The 17,745-nt window shown below is 71.5% G+C and carries 19 protein-coding genes and 1 tRNA gene; 8 read left to right on the top strand and 12 right to left on the bottom strand.

Annotated elements, in window-relative coordinates; all coding sequences use genetic code 11:
• The first annotated feature begins 53 nt into the window (after positions 1–53).
• Complete coding sequence (locus tag ACV7JO_RS13015; protein WP_470353836.1) at positions 54–611, top strand: metal-dependent hydrolase; 558 nt, start codon at positions 54–56, stop codon at positions 609–611.
• A 45-nt stretch (positions 612–656) separates the two neighbouring features.
• The gene (gene leuS, locus ACV7JO_RS13020) at positions 657–3,296 is read left to right on the top strand and encodes a leucine--tRNA ligase (protein WP_470353837.1); all 2,640 of its coding nucleotides are present in this window, start codon (positions 657–659) and stop codon (positions 3,294–3,296) included.
• 66 nt (positions 3,297–3,362) lie between these two features.
• Here the strand turns inward: leuS and ACV7JO_RS13025 are convergent, their stop codons facing one another.
• Both ACV7JO_RS13025 and ACV7JO_RS13030 read right to left on the bottom strand, forming a co-directional pair.
• Positions 3,363–3,800: a GIY-YIG nuclease family protein gene (locus ACV7JO_RS13025; protein WP_470353838.1), complete on the bottom strand. Its 438-nt coding sequence runs from the start codon at positions 3,798–3,800 to the stop codon at positions 3,363–3,365.
• Positions 3,793–4,083, bottom strand: coding sequence for a hypothetical protein (locus ACV7JO_RS13030; protein WP_470353839.1), 291 nt, complete (start codon positions 4,081–4,083; stop codon positions 3,793–3,795). Before ACV7JO_RS13030 ends, ACV7JO_RS13025 begins: the two co-directional genes overlap by 8 nt.
• Positions 4,084–4,191: 108 nt before the next feature.
• On the opposite strand from ACV7JO_RS13030, the gene ACV7JO_RS13035 reads away from it, so the two are divergent.
• Complete coding sequence (locus ACV7JO_RS13035; protein WP_470353840.1) at positions 4,192–4,821, top strand: rhomboid family intramembrane serine protease; 630 nt, start codon at positions 4,192–4,194, stop codon at positions 4,819–4,821.
• Between the two features lie 25 nt (positions 4,822–4,846).
• On the opposite strand, the gene ACV7JO_RS13040 is transcribed toward ACV7JO_RS13035, so the two are convergent.
• The gene (locus tag ACV7JO_RS13040) at positions 4,847–5,584 is read right to left on the bottom strand and encodes a ribonuclease H-like domain-containing protein (RefSeq protein WP_470353841.1); all 738 of its coding nucleotides are present in this window, start codon (positions 5,582–5,584) and stop codon (positions 4,847–4,849) included.
• Between the two features lie 89 nt (positions 5,585–5,673).
• Here ACV7JO_RS13040 and ACV7JO_RS13045 point away from each other — a divergent pair, with 89 nt between their 5' ends.
• Positions 5,674–6,048, top strand: a complete 375-nt coding sequence (locus ACV7JO_RS13045; protein ID WP_470353842.1) for a universal stress protein — start codon at positions 5,674–5,676, stop codon at positions 6,046–6,048.
• On the opposite strand, the gene ACV7JO_RS13050 is transcribed toward ACV7JO_RS13045, so the two are convergent.
• From ACV7JO_RS13050 to ACV7JO_RS13060, 3 genes are all read right to left on the bottom strand, one after another.
• Positions 6,049–6,774 carry a division plane positioning ATPase MipZ gene (locus ACV7JO_RS13050; RefSeq protein WP_470353843.1) on the bottom strand — a complete coding sequence of 242 codons (726 nt, stop codon included), beginning with the start codon at positions 6,772–6,774 and terminating at the stop codon, positions 6,049–6,051.
• A gap of 63 nt (positions 6,775–6,837) precedes the next feature.
• Positions 6,838–7,260 (bottom strand): HIT family protein, encoded by a 423-nt coding sequence (locus tag ACV7JO_RS13055; protein ID WP_470353844.1) that lies wholly within the window; start codon positions 7,258–7,260, stop codon positions 6,838–6,840.
• Positions 7,261–7,286: 26 nt separating this feature from the next.
• On the bottom strand, positions 7,287–7,916 hold the full coding sequence (locus ACV7JO_RS13060) for a uracil-DNA glycosylase (RefSeq protein ID WP_470353845.1): 630 nt from the start codon (positions 7,914–7,916) through the stop codon (positions 7,287–7,289).
• A 90-nt stretch (positions 7,917–8,006) separates the two neighbouring features.
• Here ACV7JO_RS13060 and ACV7JO_RS13065 point away from each other — a divergent pair, with 90 nt between their 5' ends.
• The 3 genes from ACV7JO_RS13065 to ACV7JO_RS13075 are packed head-to-tail and all read left to right on the top strand — an operon-like array spanning position 8,007 to position 13,245.
• Positions 8,007–9,344, top strand: coding sequence for a PAS domain-containing sensor histidine kinase (locus ACV7JO_RS13065; RefSeq protein ID WP_470353846.1), 1,338 nt, complete (start codon positions 8,007–8,009; stop codon positions 9,342–9,344).
• Positions 9,345–9,398: 54 nt separating this feature from the next.
• Positions 9,399–12,632, top strand: coding sequence for an isoleucine--tRNA ligase (ileS, locus tag ACV7JO_RS13070; protein WP_470353847.1), 3,234 nt, complete (start codon positions 9,399–9,401; stop codon positions 12,630–12,632).
• A 1-nt stretch (position 12,633) separates the two neighbouring features.
• Complete coding sequence (locus ACV7JO_RS13075) at positions 12,634–13,245, top strand: IMPACT family protein (protein ID WP_470353848.1); 612 nt, start codon at positions 12,634–12,636, stop codon at positions 13,243–13,245.
• Positions 13,246–13,481: 236 nt separating this feature from the next.
• On the opposite strand, the gene upp is transcribed toward ACV7JO_RS13075, so the two are convergent.
• Entirely contained in the window at positions 13,482–14,156 is a 675-nt protein-coding gene (upp, locus tag ACV7JO_RS13080; RefSeq protein ID WP_470353849.1) for a uracil phosphoribosyltransferase, read from the bottom strand.
• Positions 14,157–14,263: 107 nt separating this feature from the next.
• Between upp and ACV7JO_RS13085 the strand changes: the two genes are divergently transcribed.
• On the top strand, positions 14,264–14,641 hold the full coding sequence (locus tag ACV7JO_RS13085; protein ID WP_470353850.1) for a VOC family protein: 378 nt from the start codon (positions 14,264–14,266) through the stop codon (positions 14,639–14,641).
• 39 nt (positions 14,642–14,680) lie between these two features.
• On the opposite strand, the gene ACV7JO_RS13090 is transcribed toward ACV7JO_RS13085, so the two are convergent.
• The 5 genes from ACV7JO_RS13090 to ilvA form a co-directional block, all read right to left on the bottom strand.
• Positions 14,681–15,487, bottom strand: a complete 807-nt coding sequence (locus tag ACV7JO_RS13090) for a lysostaphin resistance A-like protein (RefSeq protein ID WP_470353851.1) — start codon at positions 15,485–15,487, stop codon at positions 14,681–14,683.
• Positions 15,488–15,591: 104 nt separating this feature from the next.
• Positions 15,592–15,673: transfer RNA gene (locus ACV7JO_RS13095), tRNA-Ser, on the bottom strand.
• Positions 15,674–15,701: 28 nt separating this feature from the next.
• Positions 15,702–15,905, bottom strand: a complete 204-nt coding sequence (locus tag ACV7JO_RS13100; protein WP_470353852.1) for a DUF7981 family protein — start codon at positions 15,903–15,905, stop codon at positions 15,702–15,704.
• Complete coding sequence (locus tag ACV7JO_RS13105) at positions 15,905–16,282, bottom strand: Rid family detoxifying hydrolase (RefSeq protein ID WP_470353853.1); 378 nt, start codon at positions 16,280–16,282, stop codon at positions 15,905–15,907. The genes ACV7JO_RS13100 and ACV7JO_RS13105 overlap by 1 nt, the downstream gene beginning before the upstream one ends.
• 69 nt (positions 16,283–16,351) lie before the next feature.
• Positions 16,352–17,563: a threonine ammonia-lyase gene (ilvA, locus tag ACV7JO_RS13110; protein WP_470353854.1), complete on the bottom strand. Its 1,212-nt coding sequence runs from the start codon at positions 17,561–17,563 to the stop codon at positions 16,352–16,354.
• Positions 17,564–17,745 lie beyond the last annotated feature (182 nt).

Here is a 17,745-nt window from a genome sequence, read left to right on the forward strand (position 1 = left end):
TCCGACCGCAGGATTGAGGCCCGTCGCCCACGGAGATAGTCACACTCGTCCCGATGATGGCCCCGACCCACGTCGCCGTCGGTCTCGTCCTCGCCGCCGGCGTCACGGCGTTCGCGCCGGCGTTCACCGGCCCCGCAGTCGCCGGTGCCGTCATCGGGAGCCTGCTCCCCGACCTCGACCTCCTCGTGGGCACCCATCGGCGGACGCTCCACGCGCCGGTGTTGGCGTGGCTCCCCGCCGTCGCGCTCGCGGCCGTCGCCGCGTTCGCTCCGTCGCCGCTGACCGTCGGGCTGGCCGTCGCCGCCGTCGCCGCCGCGGTCCACCCGCTCTGTGACATCGCGGCCGACGCCGACGAACAGCGGCCGTGGGAGCGGACGAACACCGACGCCGTCTACAACCACGCGCTCGGACGCTGGCACCGCGCCCGCTACCGGGTCCGCTACGACGGCGCGCCCGAGGACGCCGCCCTCGCGCTGGCACTGCTCGCGCTCGCCGTCTGGCGGCTCGGTGACCCCGTCGTCCCGCTGGCCGCCGTCACCGGCGCGGCCGCGGTGGCGTACGCGCTGGTGCGCAAGCCCTTCGCCGAGCACGTCGGCCCGTACCTGAAGTGACGGGCGAACACTCATGGGCGTCGGCGGCCCACACACAGCCATCGAATGTCGCGCCGCTACGACCACACGCGAGTCCAAGAGTACTGGCAGCACGTCTGGGAGCGGGAGGGGGTCTACGAGACGCCCGCCGACGCCGAGGACCCGACCTACGTGCTCGGGATGTTCCCTTACACCTCCGGCTCGCTACACATGGGCCACATCCGGAACTACGCCATCACCGACGCCTACGCCCGGTACCGGCGGATGGCCGGCGACGACGTGTTACACCCGATGGGGTGGGACGCATTCGGCCTGCCCGCCGAGAACGCGGCCTACGAGCGCGACACCGACCCCGAGAGCTGGACCCGGAGCTGTATCGAGCGGATGCGCGACGACCTGCGGGAGATGGGCTTTGGCTACGACTGGTCCCGCGAGGTGACGACCTGCGACCCCGACTACTACCGCTGGAACCAGTGGCTGTTCACGCGGCTGTACGACGCCGACCTCGTCGAGTACGACGCCGCGACGAGCAACTGGTGTCCCGACTGCGAGACGGTCCTCGCGGACGCGCAGGTCGAGGCCGGCGACGGCGGCCGCGACCACGCCCCCGGCGGCGTCTGCTGGCGCTGTGGCACCGCTGTCGAGCAGCGCGAACTCGACCAGTGGTTCGTCACCATCACCGACTACGCCGACGAACTGTACGACGGGCTGGACGACCTCTCGGGGTGGCCCGAGGGCGTCCGGGACAGCCAGCGCAACTGGATCGGCCGCCAAGAGGGCGCGGCGGTGACCTTCGAGGTGGCGGGCCACGGCACCGTCGACGCCTTCACCACCCGACTGGACACGGTCTTCGGCGCGACGTATCTCGCGCTCGCGCCGGGCCACGAGGTGGTCGACGCCGTCGCCGCCGAGAACGACGCCGTCGCCGACTACGTCGAGTCGGTCGCCGCGACCGACGACGCCGGCCGCAGCGGCGTCGACACCGGACTCACGGCGACCCACCCCTACACCGGCGCGGAACTGCCGGTGTACGTCGCCGCCTACGTGCTGGACGACGTGGGGACGGGCGCGGTCATGGGCGTGCCCGCCCACAACGAGCGCGACTACGCCTTCGCCGCCACGCAGGACCTCCCGGTCGAACGGGTCGTCGAACCGCTCGACGGGAGCGACACCGACCTCCCCTACACCGGCGACGGGATGCTCACGAACAGCGGCGACTACGACGGCTTCGCCAGCACGGCCGCCCGCGAGCGCCTGCTCGACACCGACGCCGCCGACGCCACCACCACGTACCGCCTGCGGGACTGGCTCGTCTCCCGCCAGCGCTACTGGGGCACGCCCATCCCCGTCGTCCACTGCGACGACTGCGGCCCGGTCCCGGTCCCCGACGACGACCTCCCCGTCGAACTCCCCGCGTACGTCCAGACGACGGGCAATCCGCTGGACGCCGCCGAGGAGTGGAAGCGAACGACCTGTCCGGACTGCGGGGCCGACGCGGTCCGGGAGACCGACACGATGGACACCTTCGTCGACTCCTCGTGGTACTTCCTGCGCTACCTCTCCCCGGCGTTCGAGGAGGGGCCCTTCGACCGCGAGACGGCCGACGAGTGGCTCCCGGTCGACGTCTACGTCGGCGGCGAGGAACACGCCGTCCTCCACCTGCTGTACCTCCGCTTTTTCACCCGGGCGCTGGCGGACCTCGGCCTGCTCGACCGCCGGGAGCCCGTCGAGCGCCTCATCAATCAGGGGACGGTCCTCCACGGCGGCGAGAAGATGTCCAAATCGAAGGGCAACGACATCGCGCCCCACGAGTACGGCGCGGAGACGACGCGGCTGTTCGTCCTCTCGGCGGCCCACCCCGCACAGGACTTCGAGTGGACGGTCACCGACGTCTCGACGGCCTACGAGTTCCAGCAGACGCTGTACGGGATGGTCGACCAGTGGGTCTCGGACCCGCCGGCCCGGGACGAGAGCGCCCCCCACGACGCCTACCTCGAACGCGAGATAGACCGCACCATCGCCGCCGTCACCGAGGAGTACGAGCGGTTTCGCTTCCACCGCGCCGTCGGCGAACTCCGCCGGTTCGCCAGCCTCCTGCGCCGGTACGCGAGCTACGACGACCCCTACCGGTTCGCCTACAGCCGCGGCCTGCGGACGCTGTCGGCGCTGGTCGCGCCGCTGGCCCCCTATCTCGCCGAGGAGCTGTGGCATCTGCTCGACGAGGACGGCCTCGTCGCCGCGGCCCGCTGGCCCGAACCGCTCCACGACGTAGCGGACTACCGCATCGAGCGCGAACTCGTCCGGACGACGCTGGACGACGTCCGGGACATCACCGACGTGGTCGACATCGACGACCCCGAGCGCATCGACCTCGTCGTCGCCCCCGACTGGAAGTACGACGCCTACGACCGCGCCCGCGAGTTCGTCCGGGGCGACGGCGCGACCGGCGACCTCGTCGCCGACCTCCTCGACGCGGACGCGCTCCCCGACGGCGAGGCCGTCGCCGACTACGCCGCCGCCCTCGCCGAACGCGGCGGCGGGCTGGAACCGGTCGTCGACGGCGAGCGGGAACTGGACGTGCTAGAGCGGGCCACGTGGCTGTTCGAAGACGAGTTCGGGGCCGCAGTGACCGTCCGCCGGGCCGAGGACGGCGACGACCTCGCCGGGAAGGCCAAGCCGAACAAGCCGGCCATCCACATCTCCTGAGCGCGGTCCGAACGGGTGACTGCGACGCGGCCACGTCGGCCCGGCGTGACGCTCGCTCGCGCCCGGCTACCGCTCGCGGACTGTCTCGTGGGCGCGCTCGACGGCCGACCGCAACGCCTCACGGTCGGGCGCGTACCCCAGATGCGTCGCGCAGTCACAGTCAGAACAACCGAATCCGGCGAACGCCGGGCGGTCGTCGGTCGCGTCGCTCACCCGCCGGGCGACCGCACACTCCGCGTCCGCGGCCGTCGTGACCGCGCGCTCGACCGCCGTCGCGGCGTCGCCCAGCAGGTAGTCGACGTGCCAGTGGCGGGCGTCGTTGTCGCCGGCCGCGACGGCGCGGTGACGGTCGACCCGCGCGAAGCCCCCGCTACCGAGCGCGCTTCCGGTGTAGGCGTACCAGCCCGCCGGGAACTCGCGGTCGCCGAGCGCCCCCACGGTGACGGGGCCGCCCCGTTCCCGTTCGAGGACGAGCGTGTACGTCCCGCCCGTCTCCTCAGGCACCCTGCTCGGGGTCGGCCGCGAGGTCGCCGAAGCCGGCGAGCCGGTAGGCCCGGGAGTCCGGGCGGTCGTCGTCCTCCGCGACGAGGTCCCCGACCAGCCAGTCGTAGCGGTGCGCGAACTCGTCGTAGGGCGCGGCCGCGAGTCGGTCGAGCAGGTCGTCGGCCGACAGGTCCCGCTCGGTGTCCTCGGCGAACGCCGCCAGTTTCTCGGCAGCCTCGGCCGCCGTCTCCTCGTCGGTCTCCTCGCCGAACGCCGCCGCAAGCGTCTCGTCGAACTCGCTCATGTGCGGGGCCACGCCTCGGGGCCACCTATGCGTTCTGGAACCGGCCCGACGCGCCGGCGACGGCGGCCACCCGACCTTTCTTGTGGGCTGGCCGACAATCTCGGAGTGATGGGTCGCCGCCTGACAGCCAGCCCCACCGCCCTCACGCTCGCGGCGCTGGTCGCCGTGTTCGCCTGCCAGCAGGTCGTCGGTCTCGTCACCAGCGAGCGCGCCGTCTTCGCCCTCTCGAACCCGCTTCTGGCCCGCCCGTGGACGCTGGTGACGAGCGTCTACGCCCACGCCGGGCTCTCGCACCTGCTCGCCAACGCCCTCGGGGTCGCCCTGCTCGGCCTCGCGCTGGAGCGCCGGACGACGCCGCTTCGGTTCCACGTCTTCTTCCTCGGCACCGGCGCGCTGGCCGGCGTCGCGCAGGTCGCCCTCGCGGGACTCGTCGGCCCGCTCGTCCCCGGACTGCCCGCGCGGGTCAGCGTCCTCGGTGCCAGCGGCGCGGTCTTCGGTCTGCTGGGCTACCTGCTGGCGGCCAACCGAGTGACCGAGACGGTCGTCGGCGGCTTCTCGCTGTCCCCGCGGGTCCAGCTCGCGCTGGCCGGCGTCGCCGCCGTCGCCATCACGCTCGCCACGGCGAACCCGGGCGTCGCGCTGGTCGCCCACTGTACCGGCCTCCTGCTTGGGTTTCTCGCCGGCCGCGCCCACCTCCTGCGGCCCGCGACCGGGACCAGCGCGCCTGACCCAGTCTGAAGCCGTCGAACCGCCGACCGCGGGCTCAGCCCACGAACACGTCGTCGTCCAGCGTGGCCGTCGCCTCGTCGGCGAGCGTCCGGAGGTTGACCGCGTCCTCGCGGTTGTACGAGACCAGCGTCTCCAAGGCCCCGTCCCGGCCCTGTTCGTGTTCGCGCCAGAGGCGAACGGCGTCCCGCCCGGAGATGTCCGGCCGGTCGCGCTCGATGCCGATGTCCGCCTCTATCTCCTTGAGGCCGCCAGAGAGGCCGAGTTTCCGGCAGGTGTACATGAGGTCGAGGTGGGGCCGGTCGAGGTCGATGTCGAAGTTCGCCTCGAGGAAGGGCACGTCGAAGCGCTTCCCGTTGAACGTCACCAGCAGGTCGGCCCCGTCGAAGGCCGCCCGCAGGTTCCCGGCGGTGAGGTCGTCGCCCGCGACGAGCGTCTCGGTGTCGCCGCCCTGATGCAGGCTGACCGTCGTCACCCGGTTGCGCTGCTGGTCCAACCCGGTCGTCTCGATGTCGAAGAAACAGGCCCGGTCCCGGAACGTCTCGTAGAGCCGCCACCGCTCGCCGCTGGGGAAGGTCCGGTCGAAGTAGGCCACGTCACCGTCGTCGAGGCGGTCCCGACCCTCGCCGATGAACTGCTGGATGCGCTCGCCCCGGGTCCCGCCGACGACGCCCGGTTCGAACTCGTCCCAGTGGGTGACACCGCGCTCCCAGATGGACCGCTCGGTCTTCTCGCCGACGCCGTCGACCCCGATGAAGCTGTTCTCGACGCGCACGCTCTCCCGTAGGGCGGGCGGTCCACGTAAGCCCGTCGCTCCGGGCGACCGCCGAAACGCCGAAACCCCGCCGGCACCCACCGACGGGCGTGACCGACTACCTCGTCGCCACCGCCTCCGTCCACGTGACCGCCGCGGCCGCCGACTACCTGCGCGACCGCCTCGACCCCGAGGGCGACAGCGTCGTCGTGGTCGGGGTCAGGGAACCGGACGCGCCGGCCCGCGACGCCGGCGACGCCGCCAACGTCGCCCGGTCCCGGCTGGCGGCCGCTGCGCCGACGACCGAAACCCGGGAGGGCGACCCGACGGCGGCGCTGCTGGACGCCGTCGCGGCCCACGACCCCGACGAGGTCGTCGTCGGTCCCAACCGGGGTGCGGCCGACAGCGAGGGGGTCGGCTCGACCGCCCGGGACCTGCTGGCGCGTCTCGACCGGCCCGTGGTCGTCGTCCCCCTGCCGACCTGACTACCGGAGGCCGTCGAGCAGTCCCTCGTCCGCGAACGACAGGTCGAGGTCGACGCCGAGCAGCCCCTCGGCCGCCGCGGCGACGGCCGGCGCGAGCGGCGACGCCGGGTCGACGCTCTCGGGGCGGCGGGCGTCGGGGTCGCCGGCCGGCACCGCGTGGTCGGCGTCGACCGTCGCGGTCCCGTCGGTCCGGGTGGCGACGACGGCGTCGGCCGGGGCGTCGATGTCGCGCAGGCGGCCCCGCTGTCGCGGGAGCAGGTCCGCACCCCGGCGGCTGTCCGGCGCGACGAGCGCCCGCCGCTGTGCGGTCGTCGCGGCGGCGACGGACTGGTTGGCCGCCACCGGCGGCACGTCCAGCAGGACGTGGTCGGCCCCTCGGGCCGCTTCGTCGACGGCGCTCTCGAAGCGCCGCGCGGCCTCGGGCGACTTGGCGCGGGCCACCCGCTCAAAGGGGGCGTGGGCCGGACACAGCCTGACCCGACCCGGGAGGTCGAGGTCCCAATCGTACAGCGCCGCCGCCGGCGTCGCCTCGTCCGCGGCGACGGCCGTCGCGTCGGCCTCGATGCGGCCGCCGAGGTAGGTCGCCAGCCCCTGCGTGCCGAACGCGGCGTCGACGACGGCCACGTCCCGGCCGTCCCGGGCCAGCGTCCCGGCGAGTTCGACGGCGGTTCTGGTCGTCCCGGCCCCGCCGACCACCCCAACGAGCGCGAGTGTCGAAACCCCCATACCATTCATGGCTGGCCCTATCGAATAAAAGGATACTGGTGGTCGCTCGGCCGCGGGTCGGCCTCAGGCCGCGTCGGCGATGTCGGCGGCGATGGCGTCGAGTTCGCCGTCCGAGAGCTCCGGCCGGTCGCCGAAGATGGCGTGGATGGGGCGGCCGCCGTCGCCGTCGAACCGGGGGACGACGTGACCGTGGACGTGGGGGACCTCCTGTCCGGCCGCCTCGCCGTTGTTGAACGCGACGGTGGACGCGGGCGCGTCGACCGCGGCCTCGACGGCGGGCGTGAGCGCGTGCAGCGCCGCGAACACGTCGGTTGCGGCGTCGGCCGGCAGGTCGGCCACCGTCTCGTGGTGGGCCTTCGGGATGACGAGCGTGTGGCCGGCCGCCAGCGGATTCGCGTCGAGGAACGCGAGCACGGTGTCGTCCTCGTAGACGGTGCGGCTGGGGATGTCGCTGGCGACGATCTGACAGAAGATGCAGTCGTCCATGTGCCGCGGTGGGACCGGCGGTCACATCAAGGTTCGGCCCCGTCCCCGGCCCCGGCGACCGCCGCCCGTATCGCGTCGACGTACTCCGAGCGGGTGTAGTCCAGCCGCGACAGCCACACCTCCTGATAGCTCGGGTGCAACAGGGGGACGACCGGGACGCCGAGGCGTCGGCTGGCGAGGGGGTCGAGGACGGTATCGAGGAAGCCGTCCAGCGTGCGGTCGTCGAGCGCCAGCACCGTTCGCGTCGCGTGTTTCCCGGTGGTGAGAACCGCCCGCGGGGCGACCGTCTCGACCTCCCGAACGAGATAGGGGCGGCAGTTCGCCAGTTCCGCGTCCGTCGGGTCGCGGTTCCCCGGTGGATGACACTTCACCGCGTTCGTGAAGTAGGCGGCGTCGCGGCCGAAGCCGGCGTCGGCGAGGAGCGTCCGGATCTTCCGGCCGGACGCCCGCGAGGTGTAGGCCAGTCCGGTCAGGTTGCCTCCGCGCCACCGCTGGGCCTCGGGGTCGCCCGCCGCGGGCGCTTCGCCCACGACGACCACGTCGGCGTCAAGCGGGCCGTTCCCCCACGCGATGCACTCGCGGCTCTCGACCAGCGCCGGACAGCGCCGGCAGTCCGGGGCGAGCGCGTGGTCGTCGGCGTCGGGGAACTCAAGCACGGCCGGACACAGGGGCGTGGCGGCCAAAGGGGTGGCGGCCCCGCGCTCGCGGCCGGTACTGTATTGTCGGGCGACTCTCTATATCCGGTGATGGCCGACACGACAACGGTCTGTCTCGTCGGTGTCCGCGACGGCATCGAGCGGTTCGAGGCGGCACTGGGAGTCGAGACCGTCGCGACTGACGCCGACGGCGTGACGGTGGCGTTGTGTCGGTCGCCCGTCGGCTGTCTGGTGGTTTCGACGGCCGCCGACTGCCCGGCAGTCGAGAACGTCGTCTACGCGGCGGCGGGGCTGTACCCCGACCTCCCGGTCGTCGTCTACGGGCCGGACCCGCCGGCCGTCGAGGGGGCCCACGTCGTCGCGGCGGACTCGCTGGCCGCCGACGCCGTCGTCGACGCCGTTGGGGCCGCCCTCGACGCCGAACGGCTGCCGATGGCGGCCCGGGAGCCCTCCCGACCCGAGACGATTCTCGCCTCGCTGTTCGAGGGGCTGCCGGTCCACCTCTACGCCAAGGACCGCGACGCGCGCCACCTCATCGCCAGCCGGTCGATGTTCGACCCGAGCGACCTGCTCGGGCTGACCGACATGGAGACCCTGTCGGGCGAACGGAGCTTCGACGAGCCGAACTACAGCGACGACCGGCAGGTGGTCGACACCGGGGAGCCGGTCCTGCACGTCGACGAGTACTCCGACTCGCTGGGGAAGTACCTCCGCACCTCGAAGGTGCCGTGGCGCGGCGACGACGGCGAGCGGCTCGGCCTCGTCGGCGTCACGCAGGACGTGACGGTCCTCCGGGAGCAAAAGGAGGAGCTTCGGCGTCGAAACCGGCGGCTCCGGAAGCTCGCCCTGATGACGGCCCACGAACTCCGCAACGAACTGCAGGTCACGACCGGGACGCTCTCGCGGATCGACGCCGACGACCCGGCCCTCGACGCCGCGGTCGACTCCGTCGACAGGCTGGCCGCGACCGTCGACCGCATCGTCGCCACGGCCGCCCAGCGCGAGCGCTCGGTCGAGCCGACGACGCTGTGGCTCTCGGCGGTCGCGCGGGAGGCGTGGGAGAGCGTCGACGCGGCGGCCGCGACGCTGTCGGTCGCCGACGACGGCCGCGTGCTGGGTGACCCGGACTCGACGCGGCTGCTGGTCGAGTTGTTGTTCGACAACGCCGTCGAACACGGCGGCCCGGACGTGACCGTCACGGTCGGCGCGGCCGACGGGGGGTTCTACGTGGCCGACGACGGCGCGGGGCTGTCGGTCGACCCGCCCGAGCGCGTCTTCGAGGCCGGCTTCTCGGCCGCCGAGGGGGCGACCGGCTTCGGGCTCTACATCGCGCGGCGCATCGCCGACGAACACGGCTGGCGGCTGTCGGTCGCGGAGCCGCCAGACGGGGGCGCGCGCTTCGACGTGACCGGCGTCGAGCGCCCCTGACTGACGACACACCCAACCGATTGCCCTTTAATCCCGGCGGCGAATGTGCCGGGTATGGACCGGTTCGCCGCGCTCGACGACCAGTACGACCCCGAATCCGTCGAGGAGGGGGTCTTCGAGTACTGGGACGCCGTCGACGCCTACGAGCAGACCAAGCAGCACCGCGCCGACGGCGAGGAGTACTTCTTCGTCGACGGGCCGCCCTACACCTCCGGGGCCGCCCACATGGGGACGACGTGGAACAAGACGCTGAAGGACCTCTACATCCGCTACCTGCGGATGCAGGGGTACGACGTGACCGACCGGCCGGGCTACGACATGCACGGCCTCCCCATCGAGACGAAAGTCGAGGAGCGACTGGACTTCGAGAACAAGAAAGACATCGAGGAGTTCGGCGAGGAGAACTTCATCGCGGAGTGCAAGGCCTTCGCCGAGGAACAGCTAGAGGGCCTCCAGACGGACTTTCAGGACTTCGGCGTCTGGATGGACTGGGACGACCCCTACAAGACGGTCGACCCCGAGTACATGGAGGCGGCGTGGTGGGGGTTCGAGCAGGCCCACGACCGGGGCCTCGTCGAGCAAGGCCAGCGTTCCATCAACCAGTGTCCCCGGTGTGAGACGGCCATCGCCAACAACGAGGTCGAGTACCACGACGTGGAGAAGCCCTCCATCTACGTGCAGTTCCCCCTGCGCGAGCGCGAGGGGAGCCTCGTCATCTGGACGACGACGCCGTGGACCGTCGTCGCCAACACGTTCGTCGCCGCCGACGGCGACTTGGAGTACGTCGGCGTCGACGCCACCAAGGACGGCGAGACCGAGCGCCTCTACGTCGCCGCGGCCTGCGTCGAGGACGTGCTGCAGGCGGGGCGCTACGACGACTACGAGGTCGTCGAGCGGGTCGCCGGCGAGGAGATGGTCGGCTGGGAGTACGACCACCCGCTGGCCGCCGAGGTGCCCGACCACGCCGACGGCGAGGGGTCGGGACAGGTCTACACCGCCGACTACGTCGAGGCCGACCGCACCGGGCTGGTCCACTCCGCCCCGGGCCACGGTGAAGAGGACTTCGAGCGCGGGCGGGAACTCGGCTTGGAGACGTTCTGTCCGGTCGGCAGCGACGGCCGCTACACCGACGCCGCCGGCGAGTACGCGGGCACCTTCGTCCGGGACGCCAACGACGCGGTCGTCGACGACCTCGACGCGAAGGGCCTGCTGGTGGCCCGCGACGCCACGACCGTCCGCGAGGGGCAGTGTTGGCGGTGTGACACCGACATCGTCCGCATCGTCACCGACCAGTGGTTCATCACGGTCACCGATATCAAGGACGAGCTGCTCGACAACATCGAGGACGCGGAGTGGTACCCCTCGTGGGCGCGGGACAACCGCTTCCGGGACTTCGTCGAGGACGCCCCCGACTGGAACGTCTCCCGGCAGCGCTACTGGGGCATCCCCATCCCCATCTGGACGCCGGACGGCGAGGCGACGGACGGGGACAGCGAGGCCGTCGACTGGAGCGGCGACATGGACGAGGTCATCGTCGTCGGCGACCGCGAGGAACTCGCCGCGCGAGTGGACCAGGACATCGACCCCGAGAGCGTCGACCTCCACAAGGGGACCGTCGACGACCTCACCATCACCGAGGACGGCGTGATCTACACCCGCGTCGGCGACGTGTTCGACGTGTGGCTCGATTCCTCGGTGGCGACGTGGGGGACCGTCGGCTACCCCAACGAGACCGAGGCCTACGAGCGCCTGTGGCCCGCCGACCTCATCATGGAGGCCCACGACCAGACCCGCGGGTGGTTCTGGTCGCAACTGGGCATGTCGACGGCCGCCACCGGCGAGAGCCCCTACGAGCAGGTGCTGATGCACGGCTACGCCAACATGCCCGACGGCCGGGGCATGTCCAAGTCCAAGGGCATCTTCGTCGACCCCGGCGAGGTCATCGAGGAGTACGGCCGGGACCCGATGCGCCTGTTCCTGCTGTCGGTCACCGCCCAAGGCGAGGACATGAACTTCTCGTGGGACGAGACCGAGGAGATGCAGCGCCGGCTCAACATCCTCTGGAACGTCGCCCGCTTCCCGCTGCCGTACATGCGGGCCGACGGCTTCGACCCGGCGGCGACGACCGTCGAGGACGTGCGCGACGACCTCGAACTCGTCGACGAGTGGGTGCTCTCGCGGCTCCAGACCGTCGAGGCGGCGATGACCGAGCACATGGACGACTTCGAGAACGACAAGGCCGTCGACGAACTGCTTTCGTTCGTCGTCGAGGACGTCTCCCGGTTCTACATCCAAGTCGTCCGCGAGCGGATGTGGGAGGAGGAAGACAGCGACTCGAAGCTGGCCGCCTACGCCACGCTGTACCGCGTGCTGGAGGAAGTCGCCGCGCTGTTTGCCCCCTTCACGCCCTTCGTCGCCGAGGAGGTCTACGACGCCCTGACCGGCGACGCCGGCCACCCGACGGTCCACATGTGCGACTGGCCCGAGGCCGACGACGACCTGCGCGACCCCGAACTCGAAGACGAGATTTCAGTGGTCCGCGAGGTCGAGGAGGCGGGCTCGAACGCCCGCCAGCAGGCCGAGCGCAAGCTCCGCTGGCCGGTCACGCGCGTCGTCGTCGACACCGACAGCGCGGCCGTCGCCGACGCGGTGCGAGCCCAGTCGGCCGTGGTCGCCGACCGCCTCAACGCCCGCGCGGTCGAAGTCGTTGGGGCCGACGACGCGTGGGGCGAACTCCACTACTCCGCGGGGGCGGACATGAGCGAACTCGGCCCGGCCTTCGGCGACGACGCCGGCCGGGTAATGAACGCGCTCAACGACGCCCGCGTCGCGGAGCCGACCCTCGACGCCATCGAAGCCGCCGTCGCCGACGACCTCGGCGAGCCGGTCGACCTGACCGAGTCGATGGTCGAGTTCCGCCGGGAGACGCCCGACGACGTGACCGGCGTCGAGTTCGCGGCGCTGGACGGCGGGGGCGTGGTCTACGTCGACACCGAACTCAACGAGGACATCGAGAGCGAGGGGTACGCCCGCGAGGTCGTCCGCCGGATACAGGAGATGCGCAAGGACCTCGAACTCGACATCGAGGCCCGCATCGCCGTCGACCTCGCTATCGCCGATGCCCGCGTGGCCGCCCTCGTCGACGAACACGAGGCCCTCATCGCCGAGGAGGTCCGCGCCGACGCCTTCGAGGCGGTCGCGGACGGCCACCGGCGGACGTGGGAGGTCGAGGGCGTCGAGATGGACATCGCCATCGCGCCCGTCGCCGCCGCCGACGCCTCGGACTAGCGTGGCCGCCACCTACCGGACCGTCGAATCGCGCGGGCGGGCGGCCTTCGAGGTCCGGGGCTCGGAGTTCGTCGGCCGCGTCGCGCCCGCCGAGACGGTCGCCGACGCCGAGGCGTTCGTCGACGCCGTCCGCGAGGAGTACGCCGACGCGACCCACAACGTCCCGGCCTACCGCGTGCGCTCGGACCCGTTCCGGGAGTACAGCGACGACGACGGCGAGCCCGGCGGCTCGGCCGGCAAGCCCGCGCTGAACGTCCTGCAGGGACGCGACGTGGAGAACGTCGTCGCCGTCGTCACCCGCTACTACGGCGGGACGAACCTCGGCGTCGGCGGTCTCGCCGGCGCGTATTCCCGGGCGGTCGCCGACGCCGTCGAGGCCGCTGGCGTCGTCGAGGAGCGCCCCCACGAGCGGTTCACCGTCACCGTCGACTACGACGACTCCGGGACGGTGCGCGGGCTGCTCGAATCCGCCGGCGTCGACTTCGAGGCCGCCTACGAGGCCGAGGTGACCTTCGCGGTGCGCGCGCCGGTCGCCGAGGCCGGCGACCTCCGTGACCGCGTCCGCAGCGCGACGAGCGGGCGCGCGGCCATCGACCGCGACGCGCCCGAGTGAGCACGGCCCGTTCGGGGGTCGGACCCGCCCGCGGGTTCGACAGTCGACGGTCTCCAGTCCTGTCACGGAGGCGAAAACAGTGTGACGAGCGTCAGACAGACTTTCCGATGGAGACCTAATCAGGCCGCAGTCTGTCGGTTCTCCAACCGAAAGCAAGGGGTTCGGCTACCGACGAACTCGCTCGGAGAACGGGAGTACGCCTTCTCGAAACCGACACAAGTACGTTTCGACTCGGCTCAGTCGGTCCGGAACGCGCGGTCGCCGGCGTCGCCGAGGCCGGGGACGATGTAGCCGTCGTCGTCCAGTTCGTCGTCGATGGCGACGGTCAACAGTTCCGCCTCGGGGACGGCCTCGGTGACGCGAACGACGCCGGGGGGCGCGGCGACCGCCGCGAGGACGAACAGGTTCTCGGGGTCGGCGGTGTCGGTGATGTGTTCCAGCACGGCCGTCATCGTCGACCCCGTCGCCAGCATCGGGTCGGCGACGATGACGGTGTCCTCGGGCCGGATTTCGGGCAGTTTCACGTAGTCGACGGAGATGGGGAAAGCGCCGTCCTCGCCCATCCCGGCCGCCTCGTCGCGGCTGGCCGAGATGACGCCCTGTCTGGCCCGCGGGAACGCCTTCAACAGCCCCTCGACGAACGGCGTCGCCGCCCGGAGGACGTTGACGATGACCACGTCGTCGAGTCCCTTGACCCGCTCGCCCATCGTCGTCGTCAGGGGCGTCTCTATCTCGACGTACTCGGTCTCCAGCCGGCCGTCGACGATTTCGTAGCCACAGATACGGCCAAGCCGGACCAGTCCCTTCCGGAACGCCACTTGCTCGGTCTCCACGTCCCGGAGCATCGAGAGTTCGTCTTTCGCCAGCGCGTGCGTGACGACGAACGCGTCGCCGCGCCGTTCGATAGCCATGCGCGGCGTATCGTCGGGGGCCCGGGTAAATCGTTCGCCCGGCGCGGTGACTCGACGGCGGACGGGTCGACCGGTACCGTCATTTCCCGTCGGTCCGAGCGGCCGGTATGGAACTCGCACACGCGGCCGTCTGCGTCTCGGACCTCGACAGCGCGCTGGCGTTCTACGGCGCGCTCGGCCTCGAAGAGACCCACCGGTTCACCCTCGACGGCGTCGAGAACGTCTACCTCGGCAGCGACGCCGACGGCGACGGTGACCTCCAACTCCGGTACGACCCCGACCGGACGACGCCCATCGCACCCTCCCGCGCCGATGTCGACCACCTCGCGTTCACCGTCGACGACGTGCCCGACGCCTTCGAGACGGCCGCCGACGCCGGCGGCGAGCCGGTGCTGGAGCCCACAGAGATTCCCGAGGCGGGGGCCGTCGCTGCCTTCGTCGAGGACCCCGAGGGGTACACCGTGGAACTGTTCCGGTCGACCTGACGCCGCGGCGTTCGGCCGGCGTGTCGGGGTCGTCCCGCCCTACGCGCCGGCCCCGCCGTAGACGACGCCGACGTACAGCAGTCCGAACAGCGTCGCGTTGTACGCCCCGTGGATGAGCGACGGGACGACGATGTTGTCGGTCAGTTCGTAGCTCGCACCGAAGACGAGCGCCGGCGGGAGCAACAGCGTCACCGCCAGCAGCCGTCCGGTCATCGACCCGCCCGTGAGCGCGAACCAGTGGATGGCCGCGAAGCCGGCGCTTGGCAACACGATGCCGGCGACGGGACCGAACGCCTCCCGCAGGCGGCCCTGTACCACGCCGCGAAAGAGCAGTTCCTCGCCCGGGCCGACGACCAGCAGCGACGCCGGTATCAACAGGAGCAGCACCGCCGGGTTCTGGACACCGAGTTCGGCCGCCTGATTCCGACCGGTGTCGACCCCCAGCGCCGCCACCAGCGCCGACCCGGCGATGACGAACGCGAAGGCGGTCCCGTAGCCCGCCGCCGCGACGAGCACGTCTTTCGCGTCCGGGACCCGCGCCGGGATGCGGAACGTCGAAGGGTCGCCGCCAAGCCCCAGCAGCGACCGGACCCGGGGTGCGATTCGCGGCCGTATTTTCAGGTAGCCCAGCGCCACCCCGCCGAAGCCGACGCCCTGTACGAACACGAGCCAGAGGACGAGGACGGCAGTCACGGAGAGTTGGACGCCGAGGACGACCGAGAGGACGCCGCCCGCGACCGCGAACAGCGCCACGCCGCCGGCCAGTCCACTCACGCCAAGCAGGAACGCGGCGACGAGCGCGACGGCCGGCGTGCGGAGTCCGCGGTCGCCTGTCGCAGTTGCCATACCGCTCTTTCGGGCGGCGGCCGTGAAAACGTGTCGTCGCGGCCCCGCGGTCGCCCACGGGCGGCCGGGAGAGACGCGGCGCTGGCCGTCGTCGCCGAGAGAAACGCCAGGACTGGGATTTGAACCCAGAATCCCGGAAGGGAACACGCTTTCCAGGCGTGCGCCTTACCGTTCGGCCATCCTGGCTCGCATACGCCAGTCCGAGAGCGTCCGTTTAAGGGCTTTCGTTTCCCGGCAGGCGGCCGCGGGCCGCGTGCGTCAGGGCGGCGGCACCGACCGCGACCGCCAGCGCGACGCCGGCCATCGTCCCGGCGGGTATCGGCTCCGGGGCGAGCAGCGCGTACCCCTGTGCGAGCACGAGGAAGGACAACCCGCCGACGACGCCCCACAGGAGGCTGGACTTCGTCGCGGGGTCCATCACGTCGTGGCGACGGCGGCTATCTCGACGGCCACGCCCTTTGGCAGTTCCGCGACGCCGATGGCCGACCGCGCGGGCGGGGCGTCCTCGAAGAACGTCTCGTAGGTGTCGTTCATCGCGTCGAAGTCGTCCATGTCGGCCAGATAGACCGTCACCTGCAACACGTCGGCCATGGTCGCACCGGCCTCTTCGAGGACGGCTTCGACGTTCTCCAAGGCCTGTTCGGTCTGTACGTCGGCGGCGGCCCCGTCGAGTAAGTCGCCGTCGGGCGTCAGCGGAATCTGCCCGGCGGTGAACACGAGGTCGTCGGTCGCCGTCGCCTGACTGTACGCGCCGACCGCGGCGGGGGCGGCATCGGTGTGGACGGTGCGTTTCATACCTGTCCTCGCGGCCGCCGGGGAGATAAAACCCGACCGCGCGGACCGCCCCTCCGCGGTCCGTCCGACTCAGACCAGCACCTCGACCGGGAAGCCCGCGTCCCTGAGCGCCGCCAGCAGTTCCTCGACGTGGTCGGGCCCCCGCGTCTCCAAGTCCAGTTCCACCTCGGCGTCGTTCATCGCCACGTCGCGGTTGGTCCGCTCGTGCTCGATGGCGTAGATGTTGGCCCGGTGGGCCGAGAGGACGGCGACCAGTTCCTCCAGCGCGCCGGGGCGGTCCTCCAGGACCGTCCGCAGGCGGAGGTACCGGCCGGTCTCGGCCAGTCCACGCATGACGACGTTGGTCAGCGTGTTCAGGTCGATGTTCCCGCCACACAGTGCCGGGACGATTGTCTCGCCCTCGGCGTAGTCGAACCGCTCCTCCAGCACAGCCGCCAGCGCCACCGCGCCCGCCCCCTCGGCGAGGGTCTTGGCCCGCTCTAGGAGCCGCGTCAGCGCGACGGCTATCTCGGCGTCCGTGACCGTCACGACCTCGTCGACGCGTTCGCGGATGACCTCGAAGGTGCGCTCGCCGACCGTGCGGGTGGCGATGCCGTCGGCGATGGTCTCGACGCCGTCGCGTTCGATTCGACGACCCTTCGCCAGCGACTCGGCGACGCTCGACGCGCCCTCGGCCTGCACGCCGACGACGCGGATGTCCTCGTCGCGGCCCTTCAGCGCCGTGGCGACGCCGCTGACGAGGCCGCCGCCGCCGATGGGGACCACGACGGTGTCGACGTTCGGCAGGTCGTCGTGTATCTCCAAGCCGATGGTCCCCTGGCCGGCCATCACCATGTCGTCGTCGAAGGCGTGGATGTAGGTCCGCCCTTCGGCGCGCTCTATCTCGTGGGCGCGCTCGGCGGCCGCGTCGTAGTCCCGGCCGTCGAGCACCACCTCGCCGCCGTAGCTCTCCGTGGCCTCGACCTTCGAAACGGGCGCGTTCTCGGGCATCACTATCTTCGAGTCGACGCCGATACGCGTCGCCGCCAGCGCGACGCCTTGGGCGTGGTTGCCGGCGCTCGCGGTCACGACGCCGGCCTCGCGTTCGGCCGGCGAGAGCGTGGCGATGCGGTTGGTCGCGCCGCGTATCTTGAACGCGCCGGTCCGCTGGAACAGTTCGAGTTTCAGGTGAACGTCGGCCCCGGTCATCGACGAGAAGGTGTGTGAGTAGTCCAGCGGTGTGTGCCGGGCCGTCTCGGCGACGCGGTCCCGCGCTGCCAGCACGTCCTCGAAGGCGAGCATGCCACGGGCTACTCGCCGTACCGTGTTAGACCTGCGGGAAAACGTAAGGGGGAGCGTGTGACTGCAGCCGAAACGAAGGGGCGGCGGAACTTAAACCCCACCGTACCGGAGTGAAAGTGTAACCGCGTGACACAGACGGTTTCGGTGCCGCCGTCAGCCCGTCGTCGGACACACGCCGGGTT

Source organism: Haloarcula sp. MBLA0138, assembly GCF_055632455.1.